Below are 13,146 nucleotides of genomic sequence, written 5' to 3'. Positions count from 1 at the left end.
GTCCGGGACCGCTGTCACGGCCGAGTCATCGCCCGCGTGAGGCGTTCGAACTCCGCATCCCAGTTGTGCCGGGCCAGGAAAGCACGCCGTGCGCGGTCGCCGGCCTCGATGAGCTCCGGGAGGTTCTCTGACGCCCAGGTCAGCATGGCGGCGATCGCGACCGGGTCTTCTGCGTCGAAGCCGCGCCCGATGTCCTCTTCCGTCAGGATGCGCAGGATCTCGGGCGAGTAGCTCGGAGCCGCCACGGCAACCCCGCAGGCCATGTACTCGAACAGGCGGTTGGGCAGGCTCTCGGCTCCCAGGCTGCGCGGATAGGCGATGAGGCCGAGCTGACAGGTTCGCATCACGGCCGGCATGAGCGCGTGTGCCACCGGCGCGAGCACCTCCAGCCGCCCCTTCTCCTCGAGGTCCCTCACCTCCGACATCATGCTCGTATCGGTGGGGGCGTCTGGGTCGACGACGATCACCACACGGCAGGCGACACTGTCCGGAAGAAGCCGCAGGGCCGCGAACAACGGTGCGGTTCCGTTGATGGCACTGAGCTTCCCATGCAGGACACGGAGACCGTCGGCGGCCGGCGGCGTGCTCGTGGGGGCACCCTCAGCGAACCACCTCGGGGCGCAGGACCTCACGAGCACGAAGTCGGCGTCGGGTGAGTCGTAGTGCCTGCGCACGGGCTCGCTGACGTACGACACCAGATCAGCCTCGGCGCAGACGCGAGTGACACGACGCTGGACGTAGCTGCGAAGCGCACGAGCCTCACGGCCCCCGACGTAGCGATCGAGAAGGCCACGGTGATACGCCTCGAGCAGGTCGTAGAGGACCCGCCCTCCCTGACGCCGAGCCACGTTGACGGCGATCTCGCAGGCGTCGGGCGTCGGTGCGTAGAACCAGTCGACGTCTCGCAAGTCTCGCAGTGAGCCGCGAAGCCGCCAGCGCAGCGCCAGTCTCCCGAGCCGGCCTCGCGCGGGCGGAACCAACCGATAGTCCACCCCGGAGTGCCGGTAGCGATCGTGGAACGCGCTGAGGTCCGTCCCGACCCAGGTGACCCGGCACCCCCCCTGGAGGAAGGAGTCCACGAGCTTGCTCGTCACGCGGACGTCGTCCAGGGGATGGGCGGTGGAGACGACGCACACGTGAAGTCCCGCGAGCGGATGGTCAGCCGTCATCATGTGGCCTCAGGAACGATGCCGTCTCCCTCGGCGGGGACGACGGGCTCCAGTTGATGCGAGCCGGTGCGGAGGAGATTGACGAGTGCTTGCGCGGAGCGCTCGCCGGCCCTTCCGTCACCGTAAGGGCTGTACCCCAGCCTCATGGCGTCGTGCGCCTGGTCATCGTCCAGGAGCAAGGTCAGCTCACGTTCAACGGCCCGCTGGTCACTGCCCACCAGCCGAGCCGTGCCGGCGCGCACGGTCTCGCCGTACTCGGTGGTCTCTCGCAGCACGAGGGTGGGCACCTTCAGGCTGGGCGCCTCGGCCTGGATGCCGCCGCTGTCGGTCACTAGGACATGAGCGCGCTGCATGAGGGCGGCGAACTGCCGGTAGGCGACTGGCTCGGCGATCTCGATGTTGTCGACATCACGGATCTGGGGAAGGAGGGCGTCGCGGACGATCTTGTTGGGGTGGGCGGACACGAGGAACGTGTCGCTGGGGTGCTTCCGGGCCACGTTGGCCAGGGCTCGGCCAATACCCACCATGGGGGGGCCCCAGGACTCGCGCCGATGGCACGTGACCACGACCAGACGCCCCGGTCTGTCGATGATGTGCCGGAAGTCGGTCAGGTCGACTGGGGTGGAGAGCATCTCGAGCAATGAGTCGATGGCTGTGCTCCCGACGACCAGGATGTCGTCGTCGGCGATGCCCTCGCGCAGAAGATTCTCCCGGTTGGCCGGGCTGGCAGCCAGGTGCAGGTCACAAATCTGCGCGATCAGGCGCCGATAGGACTCCTCCGGGTAGGGGGCCATCTTGTTGCCACTGCGCATTCCAGCCTCGAGGTGGACGAGGGGAACCTGGGCGTGGAGGGCGGCCAGCGCTCCGGCGCAGCAGCTTGTGGTGTCCCCCTGCACCACGACCACGTCGGGCGCCTCGGCCGCAATGAGGGGCCCCAGGTCGAAGAGGATGCGCGCCATCAGCTGGTCCAGCGACTGCCCTTCGCGGAAAACGGCCAGGTCGTGATCGGGACGGATCCCGTAGTCACGGTGGATCTGCGTCACCATGTCCGGGTGCTGACCGGTCGTCACCACGACCGGGTGGACATCCGGGTGCTCTGCGAGAGCCCGGATCATCGGTGCGAGCTTGATCGCTTCCGGACGTGTCCCGTAGACGACAAGAGCTTTGAACATCTCGACTCCTCGACGTTACGCGCTCGTCGGGGGATGCGGCACCGCAACGGTGGTCCCCTCGCGGGCAGAAGCCAGACAGGCCTCGGCGATCATGACCGTCTGCGCGCCGTCGGCGATGGTGACGATGTCGGCCTGCTTGCCTAGCACCGCGTCCCGAAACTGCTCGTGCTCGACGCGTAGGGGTTCCGGCCGGTCGAACGCGAAACGGATTACGTCCCCCTGGGTGACGCCTCTGAAGTTCGCGAGGTCGTCCCACGTCTCGACGGCGCGACCGTTGGCGTGGAATGTCAGTTCGGCGCCCAAGGTGTCGCAGACGAACGTGCCGCGCTCGCCCGTGATCACCGTGACCCGCTCCTTCAGGGGGGACAACCAGCTCACGAGGTGACTGGCCACGGCACCACCGGCAAGGGTCCCGACGACCGTCACGAGGTCCTCGTGCTCGCGCCCGGAGCGGTGTGCCGTCCGGGCGGCGACCGTGCTGTAGTGCTGCTGGGTGACCCAGGCCGTGAGGTCGATGTCGTGAGTCGCGAGGTCCATGACGACGCCCACGTCCGAGATCCTGCTCGGAAACGGGCCCTGACGCCGGGTGGCGACCTGGTAGACCTCACCGAGGTCCCCCTGTGCCAAACGGGATCGTGCTTGCTGCAGCGCAGGGTTGTACCGCTCGATGTGGCCGACGCCTGCGATAAGCCCCTGCTCCCCGAAGGCCTGAGCCAGGTTCTTCGACTCGCGGCTGGTGCTCGCCAAGGGCTTCTCGATTAGGGCATGGACACCCGCTGCGGCCAGCTGGAGGCCCAGTCGCTCGTGGAGGACCGTGGGGGCCGCGACGACGCAGTAGTCGATCCCGAGAGCCAGAAGCTCGCTCAGGTCGGCAACGACCGGCCAGAGGAGTTGGCTCTCGACCTGATCGGGGTCCACGGCACCGACGAACTCCACGCCCTCCAGAGCGCTCAGTACCCGGGCGTGGTTGCGCCCCATGGCGCCGAGGCCGATCAAGCCGGCACGCAACTGTGCCACGTCAGGAACCTGCCTTCGCAATGGTGTTGACGGCCGTGACGATCCGCTCTCTGTCAGCGTCCGTGATCGAGGGATGGACGGGAAGGCTCAGGCACTCCGCGGCGGCCCGTTCGGTCTCGGGAAGCTCGACCTTGCTCCGGAATGAGGGCAGGCGGTGGTTAGGGACGGGGTAGAACATTCCGCTGCCGACGCTGAACTCCTCCCGAAGTGCCTTGGCGAAGCCGTCTCGGTCTTCGGCTACGCGAACCGTGTACTGGTGGTAAGCGTGAACGATCCCCTCCGCCCGAGGTGGCGTGACGACGCCGTCGAGGTGTTGGTCGAAGAAGGCGGCGTTCGCCCTTCGCCGGGAGTTCCAGGCGTTCACCTTCGTGAGCTGGACGCGTCCGATCGCGGCGTGGACGTCGGTCATTCGGTTGTTGAACCCCACCAGCTCGTTCTCGTACTGGCGCTCCATGCCCTGGTTTCGCAGCAGACGCACCTGGCGTTCCGTGTGAGCGTCAACGACCGACACCATCCCGCCCTCGCCGGACGTCATGTTCTTGGTCGGATAGAGGGAGAACATCGCGAATTGCCCGAAGGACCCGACCGGCTGGTCGTTCAGACGGGCGCCGTGCGCCTGTGCGGCGTCCTCGAAGATCAACAGGCCTCGAGCGTCCGCGATATCCGCGAGCGATCGCATATCCGCTGGGTGGCCGTACAGGTGCACGGGCATGATCGCTTTGGTGCGCTCGGAGATGGAGCGCCGGACCGAGGCGGGGTCCAAGCAGAAGCTTTCCGGATCGATGTCGGCGAACACGGGAGTCGCCCCGGTCAAGGCGACGGAGTTCGCGGTCGCCGCAAACGTGAACGAGGGAACGATCACCTCGTCCCCTGGGCCGATGCCGCTTGCCAGTATGCCTAGGTGGAGCCCTGACGTACCCGAGTTGACCGCGACGCAGGCCCGCCCCAGCTCGAAGTGCTCGGCGAACTCGCGCTCGAAGGATGCGACCTCAGGTCCTTGCGCAAGCATGCCACTGCGCATCACCCGGTCGACGGCCGCTCTTTCCTCTTCGCCGATCAACGGCCGCGCGGGAGGGATGAACTCAGGCACGAATCAGCCTTCCTGGGGGACCAGGCGGCCACCCGACTCTTGGAATCGTTGTCCCGTGCTGAGACAGACCAGATGGTCGCCGTCGGCACGGAGCGGGCGGCCATCGCGACCGACCCAGCCAATCTGACGAGCGGGGACGCCCGCTACGAGCGCATGGTCGGGGACGTCGGCGACCACGACTGCGCCCGCCGCCACCAGTGCCCATGCCCCCACGCGTACCGGCGCAACACACACGGCGCGTGCTCCGATCGAGGCTCCGTGTTCGATGTCCACGCCGACCGCATCCCAGTCTGCTGCCGTCTTGGCGGTGCCATCGGCGTTGACCGCCCGAGGGAAGGTGTCATTGGTCAGGACGGCGGCCGGTCCAATGAACACACCCTCGGCAAGAGTGGCGGGCTCGTAGACGAGGGCATGGTTCTGCACCTTGCAGTTTCGGCCCATCGTGACGCCGGCGCCGATATAGGCCCCCCGGCCGATCACACAATCCTCACCGATCTGGGCGTCCTCCCGGACCTGGGCGAGGTGCCAGACCGTCGTCCCTTCTCCGATGACGGCTCGCTCGTCGATATCGGCCGAGCTGGCCACTCGTGATGTCACGGGTTCCTGTCCTCCGAAGATGGTCTGAATGCGTTGGTCGCTGACAGTGATCAGTCAATCTCCGACAGGGCTGCCTCACGGACCAACAAGCAGCCGTGGTGCATCGCGGCCGCGCCTACGGCGGCCAGCCTTCTACCCGCTCGGCAGTGAAGGGCCCGCGTCATCGCCGGAGGATAGCCCGTGGGGCACTTGCGTGGGACGGGGGGGTACGCAAGTCCGCGGTCGTGGTGCTGGGACAGGTCCGGAGTCTTCGCCGCACCGGTCGGCGGCGCGCTGGCCGGCGCAGTGATGCTGGTCATGGTGCAGAGCTTGCCGCCCCGACGCCCTCAGCAGCACTGGGCCTTGCCGCCGCGGACGCCGGTGGCGATTCGCTTGCACGTAGCGTGGCCGCTGAACCCAGCCCGAGCAAGGAGTACCTGTTGAACCCACGCATAGCCACGGCTGCGCTCTTGGCCCTGCTCGTCATCGGCGGCACCGCAGCTTGCTCGTCCGAGCGCGACGACGGCTCTCCAGGAGGGCGCTCCGCAAGTCCTCCGGCTACGCCGTCCGCCTCATCCCCGGCTGCCACCTCGCACGCGCGCCCCGTGGCGGAGTGTGCGAGTGGTCCCCGCACCGGCAAGATTCCGTCCACGTACTGGGGCATGCATGTGTCTGAGCCGATCGGGCCGGGTTTCCCCCAAGCGCCGATCGGTTCGGTGAACCTCACCACGTCGCAAACCTATTGGAATCTCGTCGAGATCGCCCCGGGACAGTACGACTTCGAGCGACTGGACGAGATCGTTGAGACGGCGGAAGCCCGTCGTGCCCGGCCAATGGTAGTCCTCGGGTTCACGCCTGCCTTCCACTCGAAGAGGCCGGGATCAGCCACAGCCGCGGCCACCATGCCCGACGAAGCGGCGTGGCGCGCATGGGTCACGGTCGTCGTCGAGCGTTACGGCGACCGCCTTGACTACCAGATCTGGCCGGAGCCCAACATCGTGGGCAACTGGGCCGGCACGCCTGCGCAGATGGCCCGGCTGACCGCCACTGCCGGCCGGATCATCCACGCCGTCGCCCCTGATGCTGTCGTGGTCGCTCCGGCCACCACCCTTCGTCTCGAGTCGCAGAGGCAGTGGATGGACCAGTTCTGGGCCACGGAGGTGCATGGTGCGCCGGTGGCTGACAGCGTGGACGCGGTCGCATTGGACCCGTTCCCCCTGCAGGACGGCACTCCTGAGGATGCGCTCGTCCTCATCTGCCAGGCGAGAAGGATCCTGGCGGACCGGGGAGTGGACCTGCCGGTGTGGACAAACGAGATCAACTACGGCGTCCCCAGCGGTGGGACCATGGGCGTGAGGCCCTATCCGGACGACCGGCAAGCGGCCGTCGTGGCCCGCACCTACTTGCTCCACGCGGGGCTGGGGGTCGAGCGCGTCTACTGGCTGGGGTGGTTCAGCTACCCGGGCGTCGCGGTCGAACTGGCACGCGAGGGAGTGACCACACCAGCCGGCGCGGCCTATATCAAGGTTCACGGCTGGCTGGCCGGCGGCCCACAGCCGGTCTGCGAGGTCGAGAAGAGGCTCTACACGTGTGTCGTGGACAAGGGAGTTATGACACTGCGGATCCTCTGGCGCGAGCGCGGGACCCAGAAGGTGACGGTCGCGGAGACCGCCTCGCGAATCGAGGAAATCAACGGCAAGGGGCGCCGTATCGAAGGTGGCGACGTGATCCGCGTGGATCAGTCCCCCGTCGCTATCGTCGAGTCACCAGTGTGACGGGACGGGGCCAACCGTCCTAGTCCTCGAGGACGATCTCCCACTGTTCGCTCGACTCCAGCGCGTCGGTGTGGAACGTGAGGGTGGCGCCCTCCTCGGTCCACCCGGCGGGCACCGTCTTGGCCCGGAAGTCCTTCGGCAGGTGCACTGTCACCTGGACCGACGCGGAGTAAACCGTGCCCTGCGGGTCGATGGCCAGGCGGTAGACGAGGTCCCCGGACTCATCGAGTTCGGCCGCCGCATCGACGGTGTACGACGCCTTGACGTGGGTCGAGCCACCCGGCGGAAGTACGACATGGTCGTCGATGAACGTGTGGTCGAAGAACGTGCCGACCTCGCCGTCCCACTCCTGGTCTCCCACCGAGAAGTCCTCGACGTCGGCCGAGGCAGGTAGGAAGGCTGCGACTGAAAGAGTGGACCACCGCGTGAAGTAGCCCTCCCGTGGATCGGTGCCCGGCACGGCATAGGGCGGGGTGTCGTTGAGCAGCAGCACGTCGAGCTCGTTGGTCGCAGTGCCGTCCTCGTCGAGGGTGACGTCGAGGTCCAGTTCGCGACGCTGGTAGTAGTCGACCTTCGCGCCCACCAGGCTCTGGGTGAACGCGCCGACGTAGTCGCCCGGGCTGTCCGCGAGATCGCCGTCCATCCCCATCTCGCCGAACGCAAGCTGGAGTTGCTTGTCTTTGAGGTAGATCGCGAAGTGGCGGCCGTCGGCGGCCTGCTTGAGAGCCTGCGCCTTCGCCACGTAGTCACCATCACTGAACAGCTGCGTCTGGAGCGCCGCGACTACGGTGGCGAAAGCCTGATCCTGAGCAGTGGGGTCGGGATAGTAGTCGTCGTAGCTCCCTACGAGGGTCTCGGTCAGGTTGTCGCCGTTCAGCTCGCCGACGCCGGGAACGGTGGTAGGGCCTGTGGCCTCGAGCACCTTGGCCATCGTGACGACGTCCATGGCCATCACGCCGTCGTACCGGACGCCCGTGGCGCTGCGCCATGCCCGCAGTAGCTCTTCACCCGAGACCGACCACGACGGGGCGAACGTGGCGTTGGCCAGGCGCGCGTTCTCCGCGTGGAACGTGTTGCCCCGCACCGGCTCCCACTTGTGCGGGACGAGCAGCCGGGGGTCCTGCGTCGAAGGGAAGGCGCGACCGATCTCGAGGGTGCCCCCCTCCCATGCCATGGGCGCGAACGCGAGGGCAGCGCCACCGGAGTAGCGGAGCTCGGTGGGGTTCAGCATGGCGATCAAGTAGCTGCGCTTGCCCTCGAAGCCCAAGAACGCGGGCAACTCGTCCAGCAACGGCTCGAGCCGGGTGAAGCCGTCGGCCAGGGGGTTCACCTGCTCGGCGGCCGCATCGCGTCTCGCGCTGATCGTCGATCCCAGGATCGGGGTGTTGCCACGCACCTCCTCGAGCTCCCGTTGGGCCGACTTCAGGAACGGCCCCGCCTCGCGCGCGCCGGCGATCACGCGGTCGAGGGTGGCTCGCTCCACCTGGCCGTCGCGGAACAGCGACGCTTGCTTGCCTGCGACGGACGGGTACAGGTCCACCCCTATCGCCGCGACCGCAGCCACGTCGTCGAGGGCCTGGACGAGGTGTCGGGCGTCGGCGACGGGCGTGCCGAGGAGGGGGATCCTGCTCCACACGTCACCGCCGAAACCCTGCGCAGCGTCCTGGGCCTTGTCGACGTGCTCCTGGGCGCTGGCGAGCGCGGCACGGGCCGCCGTCATGTCCCCGGCGGCGAGGGCGGTCTTGGCGGCCGTCAGATCGTCGTTGGCGGCCTCGGCCTCCCCTGGAACATTGCGGAGCGGGATCGCGAGCGCCAGCAGGGCGGCCCCGAGCGCGAAGAGGACCCACAGGCCGATGACGATCCGACGGCGCCTGGACGACGGTTCCGAGGTGGTCTGCACGGCGCTCATGTTGTCAGACGGGGTGTCGACTGCCGCAGACCATCGGAAATGCGGCAGCCATGGAAAAGCTGACGCGAGCAGCCTGCTCCCTTGCTGCTGGTCCTCCGGCGCCGGAATCGAAATATGGAAGGTCAATCCCGGGGACTTCCTGTGCGTCGGCTTCGGTTCGCGTAACCTCCGGAGAGTTTCTCGTTAGCACGTAGTACCGGGTGTTTCGAGAACACGACCATTGTTGGCTCGGGTCGTGACATGGGGATCTATCTAAATGTGGGGTTATTGAGATGTCGGACCTAGTGCCGGTGCTCCGGCGTCGTCGAGCGCTGCTGTCGATCGTCTACGACGTGGTGGCGTGGGTCGTCGCGTACTACACCGTCGCCTGGCTGCGGCTCGACGCAGTGGACGCGACTGTTCCCTGGGGCGGCATCGGCCTCACGGCGCTGGCCACCGCGACGCTCTACGTCGCGCTCGCCTCCACCGTCCGCCTCCACCAGGGACGGGCCAAGACGGGAAGCCTCGACCAGATGCTCATGCTCGGCATGGCGGTGATGACGGCCGGCGCGCTCGTCTTCGCACTGAACTGGGTCGGCCAATGGATCCCACGCTCGGTGCCCGCCGGCGCCACCCTGGGCGCCCTGGTGGCAGCGGCATGGGGGCGAGCGATCTGGCGGCGCATGTGGGAGCGCGACCTGGACCTGGGACACGGCGACGGGGTCCGGGTCATCGTCGTCGGAGCCGGCGAGGCCGCCCGTGAACTGGTCGGCAGCATGGTGCGCGACCCCACGCGGACGTGGCGCCCGGTCGGTCTGCTCGATGACGACTCACACAAGCGACACCTCCGGATCCGCAACATCCCGGTGCTCGGCACGATCGATGAGCTGGCGGAGCAGACGAGCCGGCATGAGGTGGGCACGGTGGTCATCGCGATCCCGAGCGCCTCCGCCGAGACCGTCGACCGCATTCGCGTCGCCGCGCTCGCGGCCGGGGTCGCCGTCAAGGTGCTTCCGTCGACGACTCAGCTCCTCTCCCACACGGTCGGCATCCGCGACCTGCGCGACATCAACCTGAGCGATGTGCTCGGGCGCAACCAGCTCGACACCGACATCGACGCGATCGCCGGCTACCTGCGCGGGCGCAAGGTGCTGGTGACCGGCGCCGGAGGCTCGATCGGCTCCGAGCTCTGCCGTCAGATCCACCGCTTCGAGCCGGCCGAGCTGATGATGCTCGACCGCGACGAGTCCGCCCTGCACGCCGTGCAGCTGTCGATCCACGGACGGGCGCTGCTGGACTCCGACGACGTCATCCTGTGCGACATCCGCGACTCCCAGGCCGTCAACGCGGTGTTCGCGAGCCGCCGCCCTGATGTCGTGTTCCACGCCGCGGCCCTCAAGCACCTGCCCATGCTGGAGCAGTACCCGGCCGAGGCGGTCAAGACCAACATCGTTGGCACCCGTACGGTCCTGGACGCCGCGGACCTGGTCGACGTCGACCGCTTCGTCAACATCTCGACGGACAAGGCGGCCAACCCCAGCAGCGTGCTGGGTTACTCCAAGCGGATCGCCGAGCAGGTCACCGCAGACCGGGCAAGGCACGCCTCCGGCACCTATCTCTCGGTCCGCTTCGGCAACGTCCTCGGCAGCCGTGGATCGGTGCTGACGAGCTTCGCCAGCCAGATCGCTGACGGCGGTCCCGTGACGGTGACCCACCCTGAGGTGACCCGGTTCTTCATGACCATCGAGGAGGCGTGCCAGCTGGTCATCCAGGCGGCGGCCATCGGGCGCCCAGGGGAGGCGCTGGTGCTCGACATGGGCGCACCCGTGCGCATCCTCGATGTCGCGCATCAGCTGATCGAGCAGTCCCACCTGCCCATCAGCATCGAGTACACCGGACTCCGCGAGGGCGAGAAGCTCCACGAGGAGCTCTTCGGTGACGGTGAGCCCCAGGACGTGCGCCCTGTGCACCCCCTGGTTTCGCATGTCCCGGTGCCTCCGATGTCCGACGAGGTGACCCGTCGGCTCCCGGTGCAAGGAGAGAGCGCCGCGGTCCGTGCCGCGATGGCCGACCTGTGCATGCCCGGCACCCGGTCGGGAAGCGGCAGCGCGTTCCCGGTGGCTCAGCTCAGCACTCGAAAGTAGCGCCGAGCGCCCGAAGCCCCGTGTCTTTCGGCGGTCTCCGACCGCCGGGGATTCGGTGGTCGTTGCGGTGGGCATAGAGCGTGCGGGGCATACGCTGCCCCTCACCGCGCAGGGGACCGAAGAAGAGGCCGTCATGAGCACGATCAGCATCCAGTCGCCCACGGGGACGTGGGCCTCGGAGCAGCCACGTACGTTCCGGATCGGGCGCGAGGCGGACAACGACATCGTCGCGGTGGAGCCCACCGTCTCGCGCCGGCACGCGGAGATCCGCGCCGCCGGTGACGGCTGGGAGGTCGTCGACCTCGGCAGCTCCCACGGCACCCGGCTCGACGGCCGCCCGGTGCGCCAGGCGCTGCTGACCGGCACGTGCACCCTCTCCTTCGGGGCGGAGGGGGAGGCGCTGACGCTGCGGGTGAGCGTCTCGGCCCCGGTGGCCGCGCCGCCACCGGCCGCGGTGGCCCCGGTGGCCCCGTCGCCCTCGGCCGCGCCGCCGGTCGCGGCGCCGCCCCCCGCCGGCTTCCCCCCGCCGCCTCCGCCGGGACCGACGGACCGTCCCCAGGCCGGACCCGCCTTCCCGCCGGCCTCCCCGCTGCTGGCCCAGACCGTGGTCACCGGTGCGGCGCTGCCAGGCTTCCCCGGCGCCGGCGGGCCCAGCCTGCTGGTACGCCGCCGCGACGGCGGCGACCTGCGCTTCCAGCCCCACATGCCGGTGCGGATCGGTCGCGACCCGTCGTGCGAGGTGGTCGTCGACGACGCGGCGGTCTCCCGCCTGCACGCGGTCATCGAGCCCCGGCCCGACGGCTGGTGGTGGGTCGACCGCTCGACCGCCGGCTCCTACCTCGACGGTGAGCGCATCACCAGCCACAAGATCGAGGAGCCGGTCGAGGTCCTGCTCGGCCACCCGACCGCGGGGTTCGAGCTCGAGCTCGTCCCCGTGGTCAACGCCAGCCAGGCGGCCGCCTCGATCGCGAAGAAGAAGCGGCGTGGGCAGATGAGGCTCGCGGCCGCGGTGTTCGGGCTCGTGCTCGGCGTGGGCGGCGGCCTCACCGTGGTGGAGGTCCTGGGCGACGACGACAACGGCGGCGGCGGCACGACCGGCGGCTCGGCCGGGCTCAGCGCCTCGGACCTGGCGCGGGCCAAGGCCGCCGCGGTCTTCCTGATCGCCGTCGACGACACCGGGACGCCGACGCACTCCGGCTCGGGCAGCATCATCAGCGAGGACGGGCTGATCCTGACCAACGCCCATGTCGCGCTGCCGTCCGCGCCGGGTCAGGGCGGCGCCAGCGAGGTGCCCGACCCCGACTACCTGCTGGTCTCGCTCACCTCCGAGGACGACGACAAGCCGGCCACGGCGGCCTACCGCGCGGAGCCGATCGTCACCGACGGCTACCTGGACCTGGCGGTCCTCAAGATCAGCGCGGACGCGGACGGCAACCCTCTCGAGGACTCCGAGATCGATCTGCCGGAGCCGTTGCCGGTCGGCGACAGCGACGAGCTGCGCACCGGGGACGAGATCACCGCGCTGGGGTACCCGTCGATCGGCAACGTGCGCGCCTCGCTGGACCGCCCGCTGACCGTGACCCGCGGCGTCGTCTCGACGTTCCAGTCCGACGAGATCGTGGGCACCGAGCGCGGGCTCATCGACAGCGACGTGCGGCTCGGCTCCGGCAACTCCGGCGGCCCGTCCATCAACGACGACGGTGAGCTGATCGGCATCAACACCGCGGTCATCACGGCCGGCTCGGAGGACGCCGGCGCGATCACCCAGGGCTCGGCGCTGATCCGCCCGGTCGCGCTCGCCGACGAGGTCCTGCGCATCGCCGAGGAGGGCGGCGACCCCGACTACGTCTCGCCGTACGCCGAGGAGCTCCCGGACGCGGCCGACGTACCCGACGACGCGACCTTCCGGCCCGCGGGCTGGGCGCGCGACGGCGAGCAGGGCGACTGCGCCGGCTCGAGCTCGCCGGAGGCGCCGCAGACGATGAGTGCGGAGACCGGGGAGATGCTGTACGCCGAGTACGTCATCGAGGGCCTCCCCGACGGCATCCCCATCGGCGTGACCTACTCCTCCCTCGACGGGGACGACCAGCTCGGCTCGCTGCAGGACACCTGGTCCTTCGGGGAGGCCTCGGTCTGCATCTACGTGCCGTTCGAGGTGCCCACCGGCGTGTCGGGCGTCAACGGCGCCTTCGTCGTCGGCGAGCAGGGCCAGGTCGTCGCCGAGAACCCGCTGCAGCTGCAGTAGGCGCCGCCATGACCTGGGTCCTGCTCGCGGCGGCGCTGGTGCTGCTCGCCGCCGGCTGGGCCCTGCTGCT

9 protein-coding genes are annotated in these 13,146 nt (G+C 68.9%); 3 read left to right on the top strand and 6 right to left on the bottom strand.

Translation table 11 applies throughout. The features are described 5' to 3' along the window. Positions 1-14: 14 nt before the first annotated feature. The 5 genes from LQ940_RS21505 to LQ940_RS21485 all read right to left on the bottom strand — a co-directional run bounded on the left by LQ940_RS21505 (position 15) and on the right by LQ940_RS21485 (position 5,045). Positions 15-1,094 (bottom strand): glycosyltransferase family protein, encoded by a 1,080-nt coding sequence (locus LQ940_RS21505; protein ID WP_231365055.1) that lies wholly within the window; start codon positions 1,092-1,094, stop codon positions 15-17. Positions 1,095-1,168: 74 nt separating this feature from the next. Continuing rightward, a complete protein-coding gene (wecB, locus tag LQ940_RS21500; RefSeq protein WP_231241282.1) occupies positions 1,169-2,341 on the bottom strand; it encodes a non-hydrolyzing UDP-N-acetylglucosamine 2-epimerase in 1,173 nt (390 codons plus the stop codon). Between the two features lie 15 nt (positions 2,342-2,356). After that, entirely contained in the window at positions 2,357-3,358 is a 1,002-nt protein-coding gene (locus LQ940_RS21495; RefSeq protein WP_231241283.1) for a Gfo/Idh/MocA family protein, read from the bottom strand. A gap of 1 nt (position 3,359) precedes the next feature. Continuing rightward, complete coding sequence (locus tag LQ940_RS21490) at positions 3,360-4,448, bottom strand: DegT/DnrJ/EryC1/StrS family aminotransferase (protein ID WP_231241284.1); 1,089 nt, start codon at positions 4,446-4,448, stop codon at positions 3,360-3,362. A gap of 3 nt (positions 4,449-4,451) precedes the next feature. Beyond that, the gene (locus LQ940_RS21485; RefSeq protein ID WP_231241285.1) at positions 4,452-5,045 is read right to left on the bottom strand and encodes an N-acetyltransferase; all 594 of its coding nucleotides are present in this window, start codon (positions 5,043-5,045) and stop codon (positions 4,452-4,454) included. Positions 5,046-5,692: 647 nt separating this feature from the next. Here LQ940_RS21485 and LQ940_RS21480 point away from each other — a divergent pair. Next, the gene (locus LQ940_RS21480; RefSeq protein WP_231241286.1) at positions 5,693-6,799 is read left to right on the top strand and encodes a hypothetical protein; all 1,107 of its coding nucleotides are present in this window, start codon (positions 5,693-5,695) and stop codon (positions 6,797-6,799) included. 19 nt (positions 6,800-6,818) lie between these two features. On the opposite strand, the gene LQ940_RS21475 is transcribed toward LQ940_RS21480, so the two are convergent. Beyond that, complete coding sequence (locus LQ940_RS21475) at positions 6,819-8,699, bottom strand: DUF4012 domain-containing protein (protein ID WP_231365054.1); 1,881 nt, start codon at positions 8,697-8,699, stop codon at positions 6,819-6,821. Between the two features lie 281 nt (positions 8,700-8,980). On the opposite strand from LQ940_RS21475, the gene LQ940_RS21470 reads away from it, so the two are divergent. Together LQ940_RS21470 and LQ940_RS21465 are read left to right on the top strand one after the other, a co-directional pair. Continuing rightward, a complete protein-coding gene (locus LQ940_RS21470; protein WP_231241288.1) occupies positions 8,981-10,831 on the top strand; it encodes a polysaccharide biosynthesis protein in 1,851 nt (616 codons plus the stop codon). Positions 10,832-10,964: 133 nt separating this feature from the next. Beyond that, positions 10,965-13,076 (top strand): FHA domain-containing protein, encoded by a 2,112-nt coding sequence (locus LQ940_RS21465; protein ID WP_231241289.1) that lies wholly within the window; start codon positions 10,965-10,967, stop codon positions 13,074-13,076. The last annotated feature ends 70 nt before the right edge of the window (positions 13,077-13,146 follow it).

Source organism: Nocardioides sp. cx-173 (assembly GCF_021117365.1).
GTDB lineage: Bacteria > Actinomycetota > Actinomycetes > Propionibacteriales > Nocardioidaceae > Nocardioides.
This window is presented reverse-complemented; position numbering and strand designations above follow the sequence as displayed.